Annotated in this window: 20 protein-coding genes and 1 pseudogene; 5 read left to right on the top strand and 16 right to left on the bottom strand. The window is 37.4% G+C overall.

Annotated elements, in window-relative coordinates; all coding sequences use genetic code 11:
- Positions 1-93: 93 nt before the first annotated feature.
- Together JCM9152_RS13635 and JCM9152_RS13630 are read right to left on the bottom strand one after the other, a co-directional pair.
- The gene (locus tag JCM9152_RS13635; RefSeq protein ID WP_035345321.1) at positions 94-903 is read right to left on the bottom strand and encodes an SDR family NAD(P)-dependent oxidoreductase; all 810 of its coding nucleotides are present in this window, start codon (positions 901-903) and stop codon (positions 94-96) included.
- A 45-nt stretch (positions 904-948) separates the two neighbouring features.
- Positions 949-2484 (bottom strand): glycoside hydrolase family 43 protein, encoded by a 1536-nt coding sequence (locus JCM9152_RS13630; protein WP_035345318.1) that lies wholly within the window; start codon positions 2482-2484, stop codon positions 949-951.
- A 266-nt stretch (positions 2485-2750) separates the two neighbouring features.
- Here JCM9152_RS13630 and JCM9152_RS13625 point away from each other — a divergent pair, with 266 nt between their 5' ends.
- Positions 2751-3995 (top strand): helix-turn-helix domain-containing protein, encoded by a 1245-nt coding sequence (locus JCM9152_RS13625; RefSeq protein WP_035345315.1) that lies wholly within the window; start codon positions 2751-2753, stop codon positions 3993-3995.
- A 236-nt stretch (positions 3996-4231) separates the two neighbouring features.
- Here JCM9152_RS13625 and JCM9152_RS13620 read toward each other — a convergent pair whose 3' ends face one another.
- From JCM9152_RS13620 to JCM9152_RS13585, 8 genes and pseudogenes are all read right to left on the bottom strand, one after another.
- The gene (locus JCM9152_RS13620; protein WP_035345312.1) at positions 4232-5674 is read right to left on the bottom strand and encodes a glycoside hydrolase family 1 protein; all 1443 of its coding nucleotides are present in this window, start codon (positions 5672-5674) and stop codon (positions 4232-4234) included.
- A gap of 18 nt (positions 5675-5692) precedes the next feature.
- Positions 5693-6190, bottom strand: a complete 498-nt coding sequence (locus tag JCM9152_RS13615) for a PTS sugar transporter subunit IIA (RefSeq protein ID WP_035345309.1) — start codon at positions 6188-6190, stop codon at positions 5693-5695.
- Positions 6191-6280: 90 nt separating this feature from the next.
- On the bottom strand, positions 6281-7567 hold the full coding sequence (locus JCM9152_RS13610) for a glycoside hydrolase family 140 protein (RefSeq protein WP_035345307.1): 1287 nt from the start codon (positions 7565-7567) through the stop codon (positions 6281-6283).
- A 115-nt stretch (positions 7568-7682) separates the two neighbouring features.
- Positions 7683-9083 carry a PTS transporter subunit EIIC gene (locus JCM9152_RS13605; RefSeq protein ID WP_052015957.1) on the bottom strand — a complete coding sequence of 467 codons (1401 nt, stop codon included), beginning with the start codon at positions 9081-9083 and terminating at the stop codon, positions 7683-7685.
- 301 nt (positions 9084-9384) lie between these two features.
- Positions 9385-10869, bottom strand: a complete 1485-nt coding sequence (gene glpK, locus JCM9152_RS13600; protein WP_035345305.1) for a glycerol kinase GlpK — start codon at positions 10867-10869, stop codon at positions 9385-9387.
- 12 nt (positions 10870-10881) lie between these two features.
- Entirely contained in the window at positions 10882-11850 is a 969-nt protein-coding gene (locus JCM9152_RS13595) for a transketolase family protein (protein WP_081728049.1), read from the bottom strand.
- A pseudogene (locus tag JCM9152_RS13590) lies at positions 11847-12676 on the bottom strand (transketolase). Before JCM9152_RS13590 ends, JCM9152_RS13595 begins: the two are co-directional and overlap by 4 nt.
- Before the next feature lie 18 nt (positions 12677-12694).
- Positions 12695-14131 carry an L-fucose/L-arabinose isomerase family protein gene (locus JCM9152_RS13585; protein WP_035345302.1) on the bottom strand — a complete coding sequence of 479 codons (1437 nt, stop codon included), beginning with the start codon at positions 14129-14131 and terminating at the stop codon, positions 12695-12697.
- Positions 14132-14490: 359 nt separating this feature from the next.
- On the opposite strand from JCM9152_RS13585, the gene JCM9152_RS13580 reads away from it, so the two are divergent.
- From JCM9152_RS13580 to JCM9152_RS23355, 4 genes are all read left to right on the top strand, one after another.
- A complete protein-coding gene (locus JCM9152_RS13580; RefSeq protein WP_035345299.1) occupies positions 14491-15525 on the top strand; it encodes a LacI family DNA-binding transcriptional regulator in 1035 nt (344 codons plus the stop codon).
- Positions 15526-15592: 67 nt separating this feature from the next.
- Positions 15593-15859, top strand: a complete 267-nt coding sequence (locus JCM9152_RS24120; protein WP_369384565.1) for an Arm DNA-binding domain-containing protein — start codon at positions 15593-15595, stop codon at positions 15857-15859.
- A gap of 60 nt (positions 15860-15919) precedes the next feature.
- Positions 15920-16081 carry a tyrosine-type recombinase/integrase gene (locus JCM9152_RS23360; RefSeq protein ID WP_235715718.1) on the top strand — a complete coding sequence of 54 codons (162 nt, stop codon included), beginning with the start codon at positions 15920-15922 and terminating at the stop codon, positions 16079-16081.
- 152 nt (positions 16082-16233) lie between these two features.
- Positions 16234-16821 (top strand): site-specific integrase, encoded by a 588-nt coding sequence (locus tag JCM9152_RS23355; RefSeq protein ID WP_235715717.1) that lies wholly within the window; start codon positions 16234-16236, stop codon positions 16819-16821.
- A 101-nt stretch (positions 16822-16922) separates the two neighbouring features.
- On the opposite strand, the gene rpsI is transcribed toward JCM9152_RS23355, so the two are convergent.
- The 6 genes from rpsI to JCM9152_RS13545 form a co-directional block, all read right to left on the bottom strand.
- The gene (gene rpsI, locus JCM9152_RS13570) at positions 16923-17315 is read right to left on the bottom strand and encodes a 30S ribosomal protein S9 (RefSeq protein ID WP_035345296.1); all 393 of its coding nucleotides are present in this window, start codon (positions 17313-17315) and stop codon (positions 16923-16925) included.
- Positions 17316-17334: 19 nt separating this feature from the next.
- Complete coding sequence (rplM, locus tag JCM9152_RS13565; protein ID WP_035345293.1) at positions 17335-17772, bottom strand: 50S ribosomal protein L13; 438 nt, start codon at positions 17770-17772, stop codon at positions 17335-17337.
- Between the two features lie 168 nt (positions 17773-17940).
- On the bottom strand, positions 17941-18717 hold the full coding sequence (truA, locus tag JCM9152_RS13560) for a tRNA pseudouridine(38-40) synthase TruA (protein ID WP_035345290.1): 777 nt from the start codon (positions 18715-18717) through the stop codon (positions 17941-17943).
- A gap of 13 nt (positions 18718-18730) precedes the next feature.
- A complete protein-coding gene (locus tag JCM9152_RS13555; protein ID WP_035345287.1) occupies positions 18731-19531 on the bottom strand; it encodes an energy-coupling factor transporter transmembrane component T family protein in 801 nt (266 codons plus the stop codon).
- On the bottom strand, positions 19531-20397 hold the full coding sequence (locus JCM9152_RS13550; protein WP_035345284.1) for an energy-coupling factor transporter ATPase: 867 nt from the start codon (positions 20395-20397) through the stop codon (positions 19531-19533). The genes JCM9152_RS13555 and JCM9152_RS13550 overlap by 1 nt, the downstream gene beginning before the upstream one ends.
- On the bottom strand, positions 20373-21209 hold the full coding sequence (locus JCM9152_RS13545; protein WP_148296510.1) for an energy-coupling factor transporter ATPase: 837 nt from the start codon (positions 21207-21209) through the stop codon (positions 20373-20375). Before JCM9152_RS13545 ends, JCM9152_RS13550 begins: the two co-directional genes overlap by 25 nt.
- Between the last annotated feature and the right edge of the window lie 133 nt (positions 21210-21342).

The following is a 21342-nucleotide window of genomic DNA, read 5'->3' as shown; positions in this document are numbered from 1 at the left end:
TTGTATGCTTCTCTATAAGACTAATTATAACTTGATCTTTGGAATATAAGACGATAACCTGAAATGAATAAGTAGGTTATCCGTCTTATCTAGTTAGTTTAAAATTTCTGGATTCGACCATTCGGCAGGTGTTATCTTACCTGCTGAACTAGCAGCATCAATAGATATAGCCGCTCCACTAATATATCTTGCTAAATCAGATGCTAAAAATAATGCTAAATGAGCAACTTCCTTCGGATCACCTAATCTACCATTCGGTGATAAATTTTTTGCATACTGTTGAATTAACTCTTCAGGTGCATCGCCCCATATAGCTGTTCGAAATGTCCCAGGACAAATGGAGTTAATTGTAATATTATGTTGTGCATAATCTAAAGAGGCACTTTTTGTTATGCCAATAACACCATGTTTTGTGGCCGTATACAAAGACATAGAGCTATTCCCCATTATACCTGCTAAAGAGGCATTATTAATGACAAAACCACCCGATGACTTAGATTTGAGAATTGCTTCAACACCATATTTCACCCCCATGAATACACCTTTTAAATTAATGGATGTTAAATAATCAAATTCATCTGTTGAATACTCATGTATTGGTCTATTAGGTGCTCCTAACCCTGCATTATTAACAATACCATCTAATTTCCCATAGGCTTTTATTGCAAAATCAACCATTTCCTTTACATCTTCTTCTTTGCTCATATCCGCTTTAATAAACGAAGCTTCTCCTCCTTGAGATTTTATTTCCTTTACAAGCTCCAATCCTTTTGTTGTATTGATATCTGCCACAACGACCTTCATCCCATTTTCTGCATAGCATTTCGAAATAGCCTTTCCTAATCCTTCAGCTGCTCCCGTAACAACAGCAACCTTACCTTTCACACTACTAAAATCCGTCATACAAGCTCCTCCTTTTATCTGAACTGTTTTTACCGTCTTGTCCTTCTATTTTTCATTACTTGGTTTATAGATAAAATAATCAAAACAAGCAGGCGAATTGGAGACCCTTCCATTCCCAGTTGCATACATTCCTACATAAACTCCTGTAAAACCACCAGCTATTTGGGTAGAAAGAAATGCCGTTTCACCACTCCCTATAACTGTTTCATTCCCATTAACAGTTAAAAAAGAGAAGGTAAACATCGTATCATTTGCTTCTACACGTAAATTTACACTAGGTTCATTAAATTCCACTTCTTCTATTTTATTTATGCTTCCTACACAACGCCTAAAAATAAGATAGCATTTCCTATTTTTTCTCTTTTTAGCTATTTCGTAATGAAACTGGTCATTCATAAATACTGTTAAACCAGCTTCTTCCCCATCCTCAATAGGCTGAAACTCCATGAATGTAGAAATTTCACAATTGAAATGTTGCAACCTTCTTCCTATAAACGATCGCGCTAACGGATCATTTAAAGCCGCCGCTTGACCATACAGTGTTAAATGGTCTGGCTTCTCTGTTAACGACCATGACTCAGCTAGTGGATTTCGATAAAAATTCCATTCTAGAGAAAGGTTATGATTACTAAAGTCTTCTCTGTCCTCACCTTTCTCTTTGTTTACTACTTTAAGAGACTTTGCATCATATTCAACGTCTACTTGCCCATTTAAACCTATACTAGGCCAACCATCCTCATCCCATGCAACCGGTGCAAGGTTCGTCTCACGGCCTAGATGATGAAGTTTGGAAGTCTTTACAGGTCTAAATCCCAGCATAACCGACCACCATTCCCCATTATGATCTTGTACTAAATCAGCATGACCAGTGCCTTGTATCGGTTTATCGCTACTTCTATTAGAAACTATTGGATTATTAGGGCAACTCTCATATTCTCCGAAAGGTTTTCTACTTCTAGCAACCGTAACCATATGACCATATTCTGTACCTCCTTCTGCAATGAGTAAGTAATACCAGCCATTTATTTTATATAAATGAGGACCTTCAGGAGAATGACCTCCAGTACCATGCCAAATCAAAACTGGCTCATTTAATAACCTCCCTGTATCTATGTCCAATTCTGCTTGGAAGATTCCATCATTACCGAAGCCAGGAAAATGAGCATACGTTAAATACACCTTCCCATCATCATCAAAAAATAAAGATGGATCAAACCCTCTCAAATTCTCAATAACTACTGGCTCCGACCAAGGCCCTTTAGGATCCTCAGCCCATACATAAAATGTTTTGCCTACAGTTACGTTCGTTGTAATTACATAAAATCTAGCATTATGATAACGAATGGTAGGTGCATAAATGCCTTGTGAAGTTGTGTATGAATGTATTCTAGTTAGAGGTAATTGACTTTCCTGTGTTAATACATAACCTATTTGCTTCCAATTCACTAAGTTGACGCTATGATAGATTGGTACACCTGGAAAATACTCAAAAGAACTAGTCACCAAATAATACTCTTCTCCAACTTTGCATACACTAGGATCTGGATGAAACCCACTAATAACTGGATTTTTATATATCATTTGTAATCAACACCTCCACGTAAATTATCTTCAAAAAATAAGAACCAGCAAAAAAGCTAGCGCACATGTCCATTAATTTTAAAGTAACACCATCCTTTTTTCTCTTATGGTAATTGAGTTCTTTTTCTGGTACTATAAGGTTAAATTTTAAAGATTATTATACTGAAGTAAGTCGACTTTTTATCATTTTCTGAATATTAATAGTAAATAAAATAAACATCTACGATTAAAAATTCCATTATTACTTTTACAAGGGAGTACCTAAAATGAAGAATTCCACCGATAAAATTAAAGAGAAATGTACGATCATAGCAGAGGCATTTGAAATGCCAGTTCTTTTCATAAATACAAATGGCGAAGTTACTTATGAAAACTATAGCGGTCAAATTTTAAATCCTTTATATGAAAATCAAAAAGAAAAACTATTTAATCCATTAAACTTCAAACCTGAAGTTCAATTCAAAACTCCTGTTATTAGAAAATCTGCGTTTTCAGAAAAATTTATATTACTAAGTATTGTAAAAAAGACAACATTTTATGGAACCGTCATTATTGGTCCAAGCTTATCCTATCCATTCTCAGAAGACCGAATATCTGGTATAATTAATGACTTTCGAGCGTTCTTCTATCGAGGAAGTGTTTTGCAGTATTATCAATCATTACCGATTATTAAACCAGATAAGCTCGTCAATATAAGCATAATAGCCTTTAAATTGTTTAATAATATACTCGTTTCTTCTCCATCGGTTTCGTTTGAAGACTCTAGCCTCCCACAAGACAGTAAATCTATCCAAAGCGTCAATTTAACTGTTTCACATAATCTACAAGCAAACAATTTTCATCATGATCGACTATTCGAGAAAAATATTCTATCCATTATTAGAGAAGGAAGAGTGGAAGACTTAAAAGAGTTCCCATATACAAAAGAGGAAGAAGAAGCTAGTGTTCTTTCTAAATCAAGCTATCTCCGTTCTAACAAAAATCATATTATTACAATGATTACGTTAGTTTCTAGAGCGTCAATTGATGGAGGTTTACATGAAGAGGTTGCTTTTTCGTTACACGATAGCTTCATCCAACAGTTAGAGGAATTAAATCGTTTAGATGATATCAGAATGCTTGCGAGAGATGTACTTTATACGTTTGCAAGGAAAGTGAAACAAGTAAAGAATGACCGTCATTCGAGAACAATAACGATCTGTAAAGATTATATTTTTAAATATATTTATGAAGACTTGACACATGAGCAAATCGCTAAGAGAGTTGAATTAAGCCCTAAATACTTATCTGTTTTATTTAAAAAGGAAGTGGGCATCACTATTAGTGAGTATATACAGCAAATAAAAATAGAAGAAGCTAAAAAACTACTCGCTTATAGCAATACCCCTATTTCAGACATATGCTCTTTACTAAATTATACAGATCAAAGTTATTTCACAAAAGTTTTTAAGAAGTTTATCGGAGTTACTCCAAAGTTTTATCGTGAAAATCACCATTTAATTGATAAATAAATGTTTAAAACAAAACACCATCCAATCAAAGCTACATTAGTAATGAAATGGATGGTGTTTCGTCCTATATAAACTCTCTCAAATACTCCGTAAGTGTACGCACCAATAATGATTGACCGTACGGCATTGGCGTAATCTTAATTTCTTTGTAAAAATCAAGGGTATCGCCCATTCCCGTATGCCCCAGCCTAAACTGATACTCGATGGAGCAATAATTTATCAACTCTCAAATATATTTAAATTACCGTTCCATTACTTTCAATAACATCTTTGTACCAATTGAATGATTTTTTCTTACTACGCTCCAACGTTCCACTACCGTCATCATTCTTGTCGACATAAATAAATCCATAACGCTTAGACATTTGACCGGTTGATGCACTTACTAAATCAATACACCCCCAAGAAGTATATCCTATAAGATCTACCCCATCTTTAATAGCTTCCCCCATCGCTTTAATATGCTCGCGTAAATAATCAATGCGATAATCATCATTAATGGTCCCGTCATCTTCTACCTTGTCATATGCACCTAAACCATTTTCAACAACGAATAGTGGTACTTGATAGCGATCATAAAGTTCATTTAGAGCAATCCTAAGTCCAATCGGGTCGATCTCCCAACCCCAGTCACTTGATTTTAAAAACGGGTTTTTAACTCCTCCAATGAGATTACCTTCCCCACCTTCTTCAAGTGTCTTAGATTTTTTTTCCGTTCTAGACATGTAATAGCTTAATGAAATAAAGTCTACTGTTCCTTCCTTTATTAACTCTAAATCCCCATCTTCCATTTCGATGCTAATATTATTTTCATTAAAGTAGCGTTTAATAAATGAAGGATATTTACCTCTAACTTGAACATCGCCACAGAAATTATTAAAAATACGAGCTTCTTCTAGTGCGTGCATTACATTTTCCGGATTTGAATCATACGAATAAGTAGTTGCATAAAGAAGCATACAACCAATTTGAGCATTTGGGATAATTTCATGCCCTAATTTTACTGCTTTAGCACTAGCTACAAATTGATGGTGGAGTCCTTGGAAGCTATCTTGTAACCGAGTTTCTTCACTATCCGGTGAAAATCCCAGTCCTAAAAGAGGCATGTGAGTTGCACTATTGATTTCATTAAATGTTAACCAATATTTTACTTTATCTTTGTAACGATTGAAAAGTACAGTTGCATACCTTTCAAAAAAATCAACCAATTTTCTATTTCTCCATCCACCATACTCTTTGATAAGATGAAGTGGTGTTTCATAGTGAGCAATTGTTACTATTGGTTCAATATCATATTTTAAAAGTTCATCAAAAACTCGTTCATAAAATGCTAATCCTTCTTCGTTGGGTTTCAACTCATCTCCATTCGGAAAAATTCGTGACCATGCTATGCTTAAACGGAAGACTTTAAATCCCATTTCTGATAATAAGGCAATATCTTCTTTATATCTATGATAAAAATCAATGCCATCATGGTTAGGATAGACATATTTTGATTGGTCAATTTCAAAGTTAAACCCTGGTTTATTTAACAATTTTATACGGCTACTTCCACCAGGTAGAACATCTGCTAAATTGAGACCTTTTCCACCTTCTAGATAAGCACCTTCTAATTGATTAGCAGCAGTGGCACCGCCCCACATAAACATTTCTGGAAATCTATTATTTGTTTGATTCATTTAATATTACCTCCTGAATTATTTCAACTTACAAACAAATAGTCTATCGCATCTTGAAACTCTTTGCTTTTCAACCTGTACAATCTCCTCTACCTTTTGAGAAGAATTAGTAATGATTATTGGTGTAACAATTTCCTTGTTTTTACTTTTTAAAAACGGAATATCAAAATGTAATAAAGAATCTCCAACATTAACAATTTGTCCTTCTTCAACTAAAATATTAAACCCCTCCCCATTGAGTTCTACTGTTTCTAACCCGACGTGGAAAAGGATTTCTAAACCGGTAAGAGATCTAATTCCAATAGCGTGCTTTGTATGAAAAACTTGAATCACTTCTCCTTCAACAGGAGATACAAGCACACCTTCTGCAGGTATAATAGCAACACCATCCCCCATCATTTTTTCTGAGAATACAGTATCTGAAACCTGATCGAGTGATATTAATTCTCCAGCAAGAGGAGAAAAAAATTCTTCCTGCTCTATTTTTTGTTTCTTTTTAAATAATTTATCTAGCATTTTTCGTACCACCCTTTTGTCCTTTAATGAACAATAGCTTTATAATCAAGAAACAATCATTACTCTCTCAATTAGGCAACTCCAAGTATCCTAGAGCGCTTTTTCACCAATAATTAAAACGTCAGATTTAAAACTGTGCATATCAAACACCGTTTTATTATCTTCAAAGGTTACGCTCGTTTCACCAAAGCGTCTTTGTTCTAAATCTATAATTGTAAAATCATAGTCTTCAAGAAGCATATTTAGTTTAACAGTTGTGTTAACTGGCACATATATCAAGATTTTCATTTCATCATCGCTACTAGCAACTCTAATTTCTTCCGTATTTTTTAACAAGATATCTAAAGGCTGCAAGTTCTTGATCTTAAATAATTGAAATACTTTTTTCATAAATGCATAATCCCAAGCACCTTCAAACTTAACTGCATCTCTCCATTCATAAGGTCTATCAAATGCCTCTCCTACTAATCCAAACCCTTTTCCCTTCTTATGCCAACTCCATATACCGTGTGCTCCATAGGTAATGCCTGCTTCAGCACCTGATAATAAACTTTGCCAAGCTGATTTTCTAACATCAAATCGACTAAAGCGACCGTATTGATTCCTACTATAACCCATTTGTTCGTAACACGGCTCTGAATTCAGCGCAGGTCTTCTTATTGGTTTATTACTAAATTCTTCTGCAAGCTCATACGACATACTCTGAAATTGTATATTATGCCCTGATTGAAACATATAAAAATCCAAATCATTGCTATTCATTAACTCATCGGGTAATTCCATTAGTCTACCTCTAATATGTAAGGTAGTTAAGCAGTGGGGACTTAATTGTTTGATCGTCCGCATAGCTAAGGAGTAATACTTTATTGCTCTTTGTGTCGGGAAATCCGTATCCCCACTAACTAAATAAATCGGATTATATTTAGAAAATTTATCGTCCACATATTTTACGTAATTCTCCACTAACTCTATTGGCATATTATTTATATTATTAATTTCTGAGCCCCAAGTATCTGGGACATAATTACACCATAATAGGACTAGCGCAGGTACGAACCCCTTTTCAACTGCCATTGAAACCATTTCTTCCGCTCGTTCAAAGTAAGCATTATTTCGATTATAGAAGTTGAAACTACCATCTTCCTTATATTCAAACGGCTTGAAATTCAAATCCGTCTCACTAGCGTCCCATTGTTGAAGTATATTTATTTGTAAAACATTAAAGCCTTGCTCTTTTCTATAGTCAAGATAATCATTCCATTCTTCTAACGTAGCGTTGGTAAAAGTACTCCATACTGTATCAGCTAAATAAAAGAATTTTTTCCCTTTGTCTGTTTCGAAATGCTTTTTATTATCTGAAATTCTTAATTTTATCAAAATGAAATCACCCTCCTATTTAATAGCAAGAGAAGATAGTTTTTTAAACTATCCCCTCTTTCTATTTACACTTTATAGTTAAAGTACTATGAAATTCTGCTTATTAAAAAGGATTTTATGCGCTCTTTTTTTCGATTTGCTTTACCGCAAGCTCTCTACTATAACCAAAAAAGTAAGTTAAAACAAATGCAGTAACTAAAGCCACAAGTAACGATAAGGTAAATCCATAAAATTGTAATGAAAGACCTTCAGGGTTAATAAACATCGGTATACCAAAGATACCGCCAGATGCAAAGCCTCCAAACATACTTGCACTGAAAAAACCTGCCGTTGCGCCACCCAATCCTCCACCTATACACCCGAAAAGAAATGGACGTTTAAGTGGCAAGTTTACACCATAGATAGCCGGCTCAGTAATCCCTAGAAATCCTGAAATTGTCGCTGTTGTTGACAAGGACTTTAGTTTGGCTTCTTTTGCTCTGAAAACAATGGCTAAAGCTGCGCCTGTTTGGGCAAAAACTGTACAGTATAATAAGCCATTAATTGGGTCGAAACCGATAGTAAAGACATTATTGATCATAATCGGAATAAACGCCCAGTGAAGACCAAACATAACTGCAACTTGCCAAATTCCAGCAAGCAACAGACCTGTAATTACCGGACTTAAACTATACAAAGCCATAGCCCCATCAGCTAATAATTGACTTGCATTTACAGACAGTGGTCCAATTACAATAAATGATATAGGAACAATCGTCACTATAATAAATAAAGGTACAAAAATTAATTGCAACGCTTTTGGAATAACCTTAAGAAGTACTTTCTCAAATTTTGCTACTAAAAATCCAGCAAGAATAATTGGAATAACAGACTGCGTATAATTCATTAGTACAACCGGTATTTGAAGAAAAGTTAAAGATTCACCTGCATTATATATATCTATCATCGTAGGATAAACAAGGGAAGCCCCAACAGTAGCTGTGATAAATGGATTTGTGTTAAATGTCTTACCTACCGTAAAACCTAGTAAAATCGGTAAAAAGTAAAAGAGAGCATCTGAAGCAGTAAATAGGATTGTATAGACACCCATATCTTCAGACATCCACCCAAGGACGGTTAAAGCAACTAAAAACCCTTTTAAGATACCTGCGGCAGCCAATACTCCCATTATAGGCATAAATATACCTGACAAGAGTGAGACAAACTTACTAAATAAACTACCTCTCTCTTCAGAAGATGTATCAGTAGATTCACTTTCCTCAGAAACATCTTTTCCAATTAATTTTGTTACTTCCGCAAAAACAATCGGAACATGATCACCAATAACTACCTGGTATTGCCCACCTTTTTGTATAACAGTCATGATCCCATCTAAGCCCTTTATAACCTCTGTATTCGCAAGAGATTCATCTTTAAGCTTGAACCTTAACCGTGTAACACAGTGAATTACACTATGAATATTTTCTTTCCCTCCAACCTCTTGAACAATTTGCTTGGCAAGTTTTTCGTAACTCATGTTTCAGTCCTCCAATCTTATTTTTATACTAGAGTAATGTGATACTTCGTTCTAAAACGGAATAATCTCTGTGAATATTCTAAATTTATATCAAACAATTATTCCTTAAATAAATGAAACAATTTTTGATAATGGATTAGATTTTAAAGAATCATTATTAGCCAAATAGAAAATTCCCTATCATTACACGTAGGTTTTTACTTAAACCTAGATCGAAATAATGCGCTTACAAAATTAATACGAAATCATTTATAGCCGATAGATTATCTAAATATAAGATTTTAATCAAGAAAATAATGATTCATATTAATAACGATTGAATAGCATTTTTCCATTCCGAATAGTATTTTTCTCTAGTTTTTTGACTCATTTTCGGCTTAAAGACCCGCTTTTCTCTATTGAGTTTGCTGATTTCCCCCCCGGAATTCCATATACCCGTACCTAACCCCCCAAGATAGACTGACCCTAAAGCAGATAACTCCGAAACAGATGAAACAATCACTTTAATTCCAAGTACATCAGCAAGATATTGCATTAAAAACACATTTGTTGTTGCACCACCATCTACTCTTAATTCTTTGACCTCAACATTTGTTTCTTCATATATTAGTTGTAAAATATCTTTTACCTGATAAACAATGCTCTCAAGTCCCGCTCTTACAATGTGAGCTTTACTAGTATTTCTACTCATCCCTATAATTCCAGCTCGTGTACTCGGACTCCAGTAAGGTGCTCCTAATCCAACAAAGGCAGGAACTAAATAAACTCCTCCATTATTCTCAAGCTTTCCCACTAATCGCTCCGCTTCTTCAAAACTATGAAATAAGGTAAGATCATCTTTCATCCAACGGATAATGTCACCTGTTGTATTGATGATTCCTTCTAACGCATAATGAATCTTTCCGGAATATCCCCAAGCTACAGAAGTAACTAAACCTTCATTCACATCTTCCAATTGATCTGTAAAAACCATTACGGAAGTTCCAGTACCAAAAGTTGCTTTCGCCATCCCTTTTTCAAAACAGCGCTGAGCAAATAAAGCCGCTTGCGAGTCTCCTATTACTCCTGATATGGAAACTGGAGGTACTTTTAAAACACTATCTTCTACTAACCCAAAATAAGTATCAGATGATTGTACTTCAGGTAGCATTGACTGCGGAATTTGAAAGATTTCAAGTAACTGTTCATCCCAATTCATTGACCTAATATTAAATAACAGTGTTCTACTCGCATTTGTAACATCTGTGGCATGAACCTTACCTTGTGTAAGTTTCCAAATTAACCAACTATCAATTGTCCCAAGAAAAAGTTCACCTTTCTGTGCACGCGATCTTATTCCTGAAACATTATCTAAAATCCACTTTACTTTTGATGCAGAGAAATAAGGATTGATTGTTAATCCTGTTTTCGTACGAACCGTCTCTTCATGTCCCTCTTGTTTTAAGCGTTCACATACCGCGGTCGTTCTACGACATTGCCAGACGATAGCATTGTAAACTGGTTTGCCGGTTTGTTTATCCCAAACAACTACTGTCTCCCGTTGATTCGTTATTGTAAGGGTCTTCATTTTGTCTATAATTTCATGATTGGACCGAGCTATTTTATTGATTACTTTCTTTACATTTTCATATATCTCAATCGGGTCATGTTCTACCCAACCCGATTGAGGATATATTTGTTTGTGCATTGCTGTCTCTTTTGCAATTATTGAACCCTGTCGATTTACAAGAAGAGCCTTTGTCCCAGAGGTGCTTTGGTCTATAGCTAGAATATAACTATCATTCATAACAGCAACCTCCTAGTTACTTATCATCTTTTTTGCAATGCTTGAAACATTCTCTGCACTCAGACCATAATGTTCAAACACTTCTTTTGTATTCCCCGTTACTGCTGGTTCATCAGGAATACCTATAACCTGGACTGGAACAGGATGGTTTTGTGAGACGACCTCTGCCACAGCTGAACCAAGCCCACCATAAATACTATGTTCTTCAATCGTGATGATACGATCCGTTTCTCTAGCTGCTTTAATAATAGCTTCCTCATCTAAAGGTTTAATCGTATGCATATTAAGGACTCTACATTCAAAGCCCTCTGCTTTAAGTACACAAGCCGTATCAAGAGCAACTCTCACCGTCTCACCAATAGCAATAATGGTTAGATCGTCCCCCTCATGCATCGTAACCGCCTTCCCAATCACAAAACGATAATCCTCATTTACATAACAGTCTTCCACAGGGTTTCTTCCAATCCTCAAATAAACAGGAGTAGGATAATCCACTAAAGCTTCAATCATTTTCTTTGCTTCATGACGATCAGCCGGCATCATTACATGTAAACCAGGTATCGCTCTCGTAACAGCTAAATCTTGTAGGGAATGATGGGACATACCCAGCGCCCCGTAACTAACACCACCACTAATTCCAATCAATTTCACATTCGTTCCAGAATAAGCAATATCAACTTTAATTTGTTCAATACTACGCATGCTTAGAAAGCAAGCGGGTGAAGCCACAAAAGGTTTCTTACCAGAAGCAGCTAACCCAGCAGATACCCCGACTAAGTTTTGTTCTGCAATCCCTACTTCTACTAACTGTTCAGGTAGTGTTTCTCCGAAAGGAACCATAGAAGCAGACCCTCTGGAATCACTAGTTAACACAAGTATTTCCTTCTTTTCCATCGCCAAATCTAATAATGTATCACTGATTACTTTCCGATTTGCAATTTGATTCTTTTCAGCATTTTTCTTTAGTGCTACGTTATTCACGCTAATTCCTCCAATCGCTCAGAAAGTTCTTGCATAGCTATTTTATACTCTTCCTTCGTTGGAACATGATGGTGCCAACTTTCAACATTTTCTGCTATTGAAATTCCCTTTCCTTTAACCGTATTAGCCAGAATGATTGTAGCTTGCCAGTGATTTGTAGTGCTTCATTAAAGACTCTCACTAATTCTCCTACATCATTACCGTCTACCTGAATAACATGCCATCCAAAACTTTCCCATTTTTTATCAAGTGGTTCATTGCTCATTACATCATCTGTAGTACCTGAAATCTGTAATCGATTTCTATCGATGATTCCAATTAGGTTATCAAGCTTATACTGCGCCGCTGACATCGCTGCTTCCCATACTGAACCTTCAGCTAATTCTCCATCCCCCATTAAAGTGAAAACTCTAATAGTTTTTTTATCCATCTTGGCAGATAATGCCATACCTACAGATACAGATAAACCATGTCCTAATGCCCCTGTGTTCATTTCGACACCTGGAACCTTATTATTTGGATGCCCTATTAATCTAGAATTATATTTGGAGAACGTTTTCAACTCCTCCTTAGGAAAGAACCCTTTATCTGCTAATACTGCCCAATAGGATTCAACTGCGTGACCTTTACTTTGAATATAACGGTCGCGCTCTTCCCAATTCGGGTTGTTCGGGTCTATTTTCATCACCCCATAATATAAAGCTACTAAAATATCAGTATTCGATAATGACGATCCCGTGTGACCAGTGCCTGCTTCATAAATCATTTCAAGCAAAGATTTTCTTATTTCAACTGCTTTACGGTTTAAACGGTTTAACTCTGTCATATAAGTCCCTCCATAGAATTAATAATTAATGTCACTACCACGTAACCATGCACGAATTTCTTCTTCTGCAGGATCCACAGGATCTGGAGTTAACCCAGGAATATATTGACATGCCTCATATATCACAGGAATGACATTGGCATGAATTCCAGTAGAATGATGAATATATGGTCCTTTAACCAATTTCTCTTCCCATAACGGCCAATCATTTACTTCAACCCATACATAAGATCCCCTAGAATACGGACCTTCAATTCCCTTAGCTTTTCCTAGAAAAATAGAGTACTCTCCATGATCCCCATCGAAGCGAGCAATGGTCATTTCTCCACCTTTCACTTCCCCTTCATGTGTACCTGGAGAGTGATCTTCAAACAAGAAATGCTTTTCTAGTCTTGGTTTTTCTTCTACACTCAACGAAACAGGAAAATTCCCACAGTGGAATAATAACTCTCCATTCGGATTTTCCGGATGTCGAATGGTAATATCTGCGAAGAATGTCGGTACAGTATTTAAGGTCGCTGCTTGCACCATAATCGATGTTATCGCACCATGGATATCCGTTTCGCAGGTTACTGGGATTTGTTCATCAGTTAAGATCGCATTGGCCAGACACGGCATAATTCCAATAATATCTTGTAATGTTGACCAGCACTGGATCGCAATAGCCGAACAGCCCGTTTCTTTCGCATATTGCTTCATCGCCACTTTTAGTGCTGCAATACGATAAACATGCTCTTCATCAACAGAGCTCCAGTCTAGTGTTTCTTTAATATGATTCACCGCTTTCTCAAATTCTGCACTTCTCTCATTTTCAACTTCCAACGTTTTCTGTTTTATTTGGTCTAGAGTTATCGGATAAATTTGAATTCCAAACTTCTCTAACAACTCCCCTTCGTTACAAATAACAGACCAGAAATCAGATGGCCTAGTTGAAATTTGGAGAATTCTCAGTTGCTTAAATTGCTTTACAACATTTGCTGCTCCAATAAAGTTTTTAAATCCTCTTTGGAAAACTTCAGAATCTACTGCACTGTTCGTGATGTAAGTAAACGGTACATTAAACCTACGAAGTACCTTTCCAGTAGCAAATATTCCACACTGTGTGTCCCTTAGTCGCATTCCATTTTCAAGAGGAGCTTCATCTCTCGGTCCCCAAATCAATACAGGTTTATCAATCGCTTTTGCTATCTTAGCAACTAGATCTTCTGTACCAAAATTACAATGCGGAAAAAAAACAGCGTCTACCCCTCCCTCTCTAAACCGATTTACTATCGCCACCTCATCAGAACGGTCATATAGGAGCCCTTCCTCATTAATTCCTTCTAAATCAACAATTTCTATATTTAACCCAAAGCTTTTTATTTTCTCTATGATTAACTCTTTATGCTTATACGCGTCCTCTTTACTAAATACAAATCTCCTCGTTGGTGCAAAGCCTAATTTTAACCTATTCATTTCACTCCCCCTACTAACCTATACTAAACAATATCATAAACTAAAACTAAACAAACAGAAATTGATTTTCTTTTTTTTTAAAAGTCAAGTACCTCTTAAGAAGACTTTAACACCTTAAATAAAAAGAAGTCAACATTTTTATATAAAAAAACATCGAAAAATATAAATGTAAGTGCTTTCTTTTAGTTTTTGTTTATTGAATTTTACTAAACTAAATTATTTAATTCATATAAACTTCTAAATAAACTCTTTGTGAATCTTAATTTTCGATTAGATTGACACAACTAAACTTAATAACTAAACTAATATTACATAGATCCTTTTTTTAAAATAAACATTTATGAAGGCGGTTGGTATAAATGAAAATAGATGATATTGCGAAGATTGCCTCTGTTTCCAAATCTGCAGTTTCATTGGCATTAAATGGAAAGCCCGGGGTTAGTCAAGAAACAAGGGAAAGAATTTTAAGAATTGCAGAGGAGAACGGGTATACTCTAAAGCCATTTTCAAAGGGACAGAACAATAACAAGTCAAAGATTTTCCGTTTTGTTGCATGCACTCATACTGGAATTATTACAGAACAATATCATTCCCAGTCCTTTTTCATGGAATTAATTAACAATATAGATCAGTCAATGAAATCGAAAGGATATTCGTTAATCATTTCCTCCATTAATGTTAATTCACTGGAACAGGAAATCGTAAATCTGGAGAAGCAGCAACGTTCTTCTGGTATTATACTTCTTGGAACTAACTTAACGGAAGAACAAATCAAGACAGTTGCAGATACACAACCTAATCTAATTGTTCTAGATACTTGCTACGAAACTTTAGATATTAACTTTATCCTTATGAATAATGTCTTTGGGGCATACCAGGCAGGAGAATACCTAATAAAATTAGGACATAAAGAAATTGGCTACGTTGAATCTAGTTACAGTATGTACAATTTCGATATGAGGAAAAAAGGCTTTCAAAAAGCGATACTAGAAAATAACCTAACTATCAAACCTGAACATACATTCCAAATGTCACCTACCGATATCTCTGTACACGAAGAGTTTAAAGAATCTATTTTAGAATTAAAAGGTAACTTACCTACTGCAATATTTTGTGAGTCTGACTATATGGCTATTAGTGTTATAAAATCTCTTAACGAATTAAACATAAACGTTCCAGTTGATCTATCTGTAATTGGTTTCGATAATATCGTTGAGTCTCAAATTGTAAGTCCTGAATTGACTACAATTCATGTAAAAAAAGACAAAATCGCAGCACTTGCTGTCGAAAAGCTTATTAGAGAAATCGATAATAAAGAAGATGATAAAATGAAGATTTTTATCGATACGGAGCTCATTGAAAGAAAATCATGTATTAAAAAAGAGAACGCGTAAAAGCTCGTTTAGATACAGATATAATTTTTTAAAATAATGTAACTACTAATTAAGTGGTTGTGGTTGTATTTGTTTAATACCAAGACTAAGTGAAAAAGGCGTAACAAGTAGTAATATTCAATCGTTACGCCTTTTCTATAAAAGAACGGATAACCTATCCAAGGTAACGTCTTTTATTGCGTATCTCAGTAAAGATCCTCTCACCGGAAAGAAAAAGCGGACCACACGTCAAGGATTCAAAACAAAAAAGGAAGCAAAGGTTGCTCTATCTAAACTATTAGTGGAAGTCGACGAACTCGGTCTCCGCCAAAATGAACAGATGACCTTCCAGTAAGTTTTTGAGGAATGGTTTAAACAGCATCGTAGAGAATTAAAACCAACTACGGTTTATGCGCTGGAGAGTAAATTCCATAGGATTCTCCCATTCTTCGGTCCTTACAAAATGAAAAGCATAACCCGTTCTCATTGTCAAAAAGCTATCAACGTTTGGGCCCAAGAGCTTAAAACCTTCAAGGATTATAAGGTACAAGCAAACCGGTCTTCCGATATGCCATGAAAATGTACATTATTAAGCGTAATCCGATGGATTATGTTACGCTCCCGAAACTTAAACATGAGATGGAATATCCTGCAGAACTGGAAGAGAAAAAGTATTACTACACGCGAGACGAGCTTAGGAACTTCCTGGAGACGATTCAAGGGGAAGACATGTCTTATACCATGTTTCGTCTACTTGCCTTCACAGGAGCACGTAAGGGGGAACTATACGCCCTGCATTGGTCGGACGTGGACTTCCATCATAAGACGATCAGCTTGAAAAAGACGTTGATTCACACTAGTGGCAAAAAGCAACTCCAGACATCAAAAACAAAGTCCTCCCGGCGTAAGGTTAGCGTAGACGATGAAACTCTGGCGATCTTAAAGAAATGGCGTAGCAAGCAAATACAGCGCTATCTGACGTTAGAGCTTTCCTCTTCATTTCAATCTGATGATCAGCAACCCATCTTTACAGTCTATAATCAGTTAAAACATGAAATGGATTATTGTCGACTTGCTTACTTGAATGAAAAGTTGGAGCGGATCTTTCAAAAGAACCCAAAGCTACCACAAGTAAATGTTCACGCTTTTAGGCATACACATGCCAGTTTGTTGTTTGCAGCTGGAGCTTCTATCAAAGATGTACAAGCACGACTAGGTCATAAGGATATTCAAACCACGATGGATATTTACACTCATGTGACCGATGAAGCGAAGGAGAAAACGGCTGAGATGTTCCATAAGTACATGACATTTTAACTCGAGGTATTCAAAGGGTATTCAATTCCACATCGGGTCATGAAAAAGCCCTCCCTGCTCCATACGAGCAAAGAGGGCTGAACGTTGATATAACAAGGATATTAACGTTTTGAGAACTGAGGTGCACGACGTGCTGCTTTAAGACCGTATTTCTTACGCTCTTTCATACGTGCATCACGAGTTAAGAATCCAGCTGATTTAAGAGCTGGACGGTTATCAGGGTCTACTTGAAGTAGCGCACGTGCTACACCGTGACGGATTGCGCCAGCTTGACCTGTGTAACCTCCACCATCAACATTAACAAGAACGTCATATTGACCTTCTACGCCAAGTTCTACTAGTGGTTGCTTAACAATAAGCTTAAGTGTTTCAAGACCAAAGTATTCATCTAGTTCACGACCGTTAATCACGATACGTCCATCGCCTGGCAGTAAGCGTACACGAGCAACTGAATGCTTACGACGACCTGTACCATAATATTGTACTTGTGCCAAAATAATACCCTCCTATCGATTAACCACGAAGTTCATATGCTTCTGGTTTTTGAGCTTGATGTTTGTGTTCGCTACCTGCATATACGTGTAGCTTCATTCCTTGAGCGCGTCCAAGTGTATTCTTTGGAAGCATGCCTTTGATTGCTAGCTCAAGCATACGCACAGGCTTGTTCGCGCGCATATCTCCAGCTGTCGTCTTCTTCAAACCACCTGGGTGAAGTGAATGACGGTAATAAATCTTGTCATTTAATTTATTTCCTGTTAATTCAATCTTCTCAGCATTTATCACGATCACGTGATCACCTGTATCAACGTGTGGTGTGAATGTTGGCTTGTGCTTACCGCGAAGAATGGATGCTACTTCAGAAGCAAGACGACCAAGTGTTTGACCTTCTGCGTCGACGACATACCATTTACGCTCAACTTCGTTTGGCTTTGCCATATATGTTGTACGCATAATTTACCCTCCTAATAAACAATCACTTTCAATTTACCTGTACAAACTAAAAAAAGCTTTACATATCCATGTCTATAGTATCGTTCCGGAACCCGGGGCTAGTGGGTTTTTGGAATTACCATCTACCATCATATAATATTCAATATCCAATGTCAATACAATGTTACACTAGGATTCGTTGTTTTTATTATGATGAAAGACGAGATTCGGATAATCTACCTTCCAAAGATATAAACCTTGAGCTGGCGCGGTTTTGCTTGCTTTCGTTCGATCTTGTGCTGCCAATATTTGAGCGACACCCTCAGACGACAAATTTCCATAGCCAACCTCTAGTAGTGTTCCGACCATAATTCGCACCATATTATACAAGAAGCCACTGCCCTTGAAGCTGAAAATAACCTCGTCCCTGTCCTTCCAAAGCTCGATTGCCGTTACTTCGCGCACTTTATCTGTGACATCTGTATTGGCTGCACAAAAGGAAGAGAAATCATGCGTTCCCACTAAATATTGAGCCGCACACTTCATCCTCTCCATATTAATATCACGCTCGATCGTATGTGTATAATGACGACGAAATACATCACCTTGCTTCTTAAGCAGCATGCGATAGCGATATTCCTTTCCCACTGTATCAAACCGCGCATGAAATTGCGGTTCAACTGACCTTACCTCATGAATGTGAATATCATTAGGCAAACAAGCATTGAAGGCGTTTGGCCAACGCTCCAGAGGAATCTGTAAGGATGTATCAAAATGAATCACTTGTCCAATCGCATGTACACCTGCATCTGTTCGCCCAGAGGAGGTCACCTTTATTTCTTGACCTTTATGTAGCTTCGTCAGAGCACGTTCAAGTTCAAGTTGCACCGTTCGCTTACGAGGTTGGACTTGATAACCAGAGAAGTTCGTACCATCATATGAAACAAGACATGCTACACGCTGCATCCTTTCACACCCTTTATTCATATCGTAAATAGACAATAACGCCAGAAATAATTATCACAACGACTAACGCGACCGTATCTCGTACACACCATTGTAACGCACGGTATTTCGTTCGCCCTTCTCCACCACGGTATGCTCGTGCTTCCATCGCTGTCGCTAAATCCTCAGCACGCTTAAAGGAGTGCACGAACAAGGGGACAAGCAAAGCAACAAGGGCTGTCATTCTTTTTTTCCAAGGGCCATAACGATAGCTCACTCCTCTGGCGAATTGCGCCTTCAATAGTCTCTCTGTTTCTTGGAGTAATGTCGGAACAAAACGAATTGCAATCGTAATCATAAGGGCTAACTCATGAGATGGTAGCTTCACCCGTTCGAACGGGCGTAACAAGTACTCTAATCCATCTGTTAACACAATCGGCTTTGTCGTTAATGTAAGCAAGGACGTCACTAATATGAGGGCGAGCAGCCTTATCGCAATCATTGCACCTTGAGTAAGTCCTTCCTCCGTAATCGTATAAATTCCATCCCCTACGATCACAGCACCATCTCGGTACGTATATAACTGAATAAGAAATAAAATGATAACTAATAATAAAATCGGCTTCATCGCACGCCAAATATAAGAAATAGTAATTCTTGATAGTAGAACGAGAACAAATAGTAAGAAGCAGATGATCCCTAAGGAAAGCCAATTTCGCGCTAGGAAGATCACAACCACTAAGATCATGACAGCAAGTAATTTCGCTCTTGCATCAAGGCGATGGACAATCGACTGTCCCGGGAAATATTGACCAATCAAAATATGTTGAAACATCATTTCTCCCTCCCTGAAAGAAGAAATGCCGCCATATGCTCTGCTAGCTCACCTTCATCAAATACCGTTGGCCACTCGTCCAAGTTAAATCGCCTCTTAAACTGATGCCCAAGCTTCATGATAGGTGGGGGATGTAAGCCGATCGCAGAAAGCATGTCGCTTTGTGAAAAGACTTCTGAAGGTGTCCCTTGCATCGCTATTTCACCTTTGTTCATCACGATTACGTGATCAGCATACTGAGCGACCTCCTCCATTTGATGGGTCACAAGCACGATCGTCGCCTCATGCTCCTTTTGATACGTTGTAAATAACGTCATCATTTCTTCTCTCCCAATCGGATCAAGACTTGCTGTTGGCTCATCAAGGACGATCACCTTTGGTTCGCTTGCCAACACTCCCGCAATCGCCACACGGCGCATTTGGCCCCCACTTAATTCAAAAGGAGACCTTTGGAGAATATCCTTAGATAACCCGACTAATTCAATCATCTCATGCGCCTTTCGCTTGGCAATCGTTTCAGAAACATCAAAATTAAGCGGTCCAAAGCAAATATCTTTCTCAACAGTTTCCTCAAACAGTTGATGCTCTGGATATTGAAAGATATAGCCAACATCCTGACGTAAAGCCCTCATATCTCGTCGCACTTTTCGAGTGATGTGATGTGATCCAATCTGGACCGTCCCCTTTGAAGGCGTTAGGAGCCCATTAATATGCTGAGTTAACGTTGATTTCCCAGAGCCTGTTGCTCCGATAATCGCCGTAAATGAGCGTGATGGAATCGTAACCTTAATATCCTTTAATGCATACTTCTCAAACGGTGTATTACGCATATATATATGACTTACGTTGTTGAAGACAATATCCATAACTGCTCCATCAACTCCTCTTCCTTCAAGAAAAGACGCTGAAGTGGAATGCCTCTTTCCCGTAATTGATGCTGCAATGCGATAAGCGGTGGTACCGTTAAGCCCGCTTCACGAATTCGATCCGTTTTTTCGAAAAAGGATAGCGGATCCTCATCGACCATCACTTGACCTTCTTGAATCAACACAACTCGATCACTCTGTAACGCTTCTTCCATGTAATGTGTAATCGTCACAATTGCAGAGCCTTGTTGTTGAAGATTTTTAATCGTAGTCAACACTTCTTCACGTCCCGAGGGATCGAGCATAGACGTGGCTTCATCAAATACAATTAATTCTGGCTCCATCGCTGCAACTCCTGCTATCGCGACTCGTTGCTTTTGACCTCCTGATAAGCGATGAGGCTCTTCCTTAAGCAAATGTTGGGTTCCTGTTAAGGAGGCATATTTCTCAATACGCGCCTTCATCTCATCAGGTTCTATTCCCATATTTTCAAGGCCAAATGCGATATCATCCTCCACCGTTGTCGCAACAAACTGGTTATCAGGGTTTTGAAAGACCATTCCAACCCTTTGCCTGATTGGAAACAAAGCTTGCTCATTCTTCGTATTACATCCGTCGACGATCACTTCACCTTCAGTGGGGAGAAGAAGTCCATTTAGTAGCTTAGCAAACGTTGACTTCCCCGAGCCATTACGCCCAACAATCGTCAGCCATTCACCTTTTTCTACTGTTACATTCATCGCTTGTAACGTCCATGGTGCTTCATCTTGATACCGGAAAAAAACATCCTTCATTGCAAGTAAACTCGACAAACCGACCAACACCTTTTTCCATAGTGTTCAACTATACAACCAACAAAACTAGAGCTTCAAGAAACACCGAGTTAGCGGACTTTTCTTGGAAGCGTTGCGTGGAGCCGTTACAACGGGTTTAAGTTTTTATAAA

The organism is Halalkalibacter hemicellulosilyticusJCM 9152, from assembly GCF_000513115.1.
Taxonomy (GTDB): Bacteria; Bacillota; Bacilli; order Bacillales; family Bacillaceae_D; genus Halalkalibacter; species Halalkalibacter hemicellulosilyticus.
Note: the sequence above shows the minus strand (reverse complement) of the source record. Positions and strands in the feature narration are given on the sequence as shown.

What these genes read in the sequence shown, in the direction of transcription:
- JCM9152_RS13635 (WP_035345321.1), bottom strand. Translation starts at nt 903, where the DNA reads ATGACGGATTTTAGTAGTGTGAAAGGTAAGGTTGCTGTTGTTACGGGA.
- JCM9152_RS13630 (WP_035345318.1), bottom strand. Translation starts at nt 2,484, where the DNA reads ATGATATATAAAAATCCAGTTATTAGTGGGTTTCATCCAGATCCTAGT.
- JCM9152_RS13625 (WP_035345315.1), top strand. Translation starts at nt 2,751, where the DNA reads ATGAAGAATTCCACCGATAAAATTAAAGAGAAATGTACGATCATAGCA.
- JCM9152_RS13620 (WP_035345312.1), bottom strand. Translation starts at nt 5,674, where the DNA reads ATGAATCAAACAAATAATAGATTTCCAGAAATGTTTATGTGGGGCGGT.
- JCM9152_RS13615 (WP_035345309.1), bottom strand. Translation starts at nt 6,190, where the DNA reads ATGCTAGATAAATTATTTAAAAAGAAACAAAAAATAGAGCAGGAAGAA.
- JCM9152_RS13605 (WP_052015957.1), bottom strand. Translation starts at nt 9,083, where the DNA reads ATGAGTTACGAAAAACTTGCCAAGCAAATTGTTCAAGAGGTTGGAGGG.
- glpK (WP_035345305.1), bottom strand. Translation starts at nt 10,869, where the DNA reads ATGAATGATAGTTATATTCTAGCTATAGACCAAAGCACCTCTGGGACA.
- JCM9152_RS13585 (WP_035345302.1), bottom strand. Translation starts at nt 14,131, where the DNA reads ATGAATAGGTTAAAATTAGGCTTTGCACCAACGAGGAGATTTGTATTT.
- JCM9152_RS13580 (WP_035345299.1), top strand. Translation starts at nt 14,491, where the DNA reads ATGAAAATAGATGATATTGCGAAGATTGCCTCTGTTTCCAAATCTGCA.
- JCM9152_RS23355 (WP_235715717.1), top strand. Translation starts at nt 16,234, where the DNA reads ATGTCTTATACCATGTTTCGTCTACTTGCCTTCACAGGAGCACGTAAG.
- rplM (WP_035345293.1), bottom strand. Translation starts at nt 17,772, where the DNA reads ATGCGTACAACATATATGGCAAAGCCAAACGAAGTTGAGCGTAAATGG.
- truA (WP_035345290.1), bottom strand. Translation starts at nt 18,717, where the DNA reads ATGCAGCGTGTAGCATGTCTTGTTTCATATGATGGTACGAACTTCTCT.
- JCM9152_RS13555 (WP_035345287.1), bottom strand. Translation starts at nt 19,531, where the DNA reads ATGTTTCAACATATTTTGATTGGTCAATATTTCCCGGGACAGTCGATT.
- JCM9152_RS13550 (WP_035345284.1), bottom strand. Translation starts at nt 20,397, where the DNA reads ATGGATATTGTCTTCAACAACGTAAGTCATATATATATGCGTAATACA.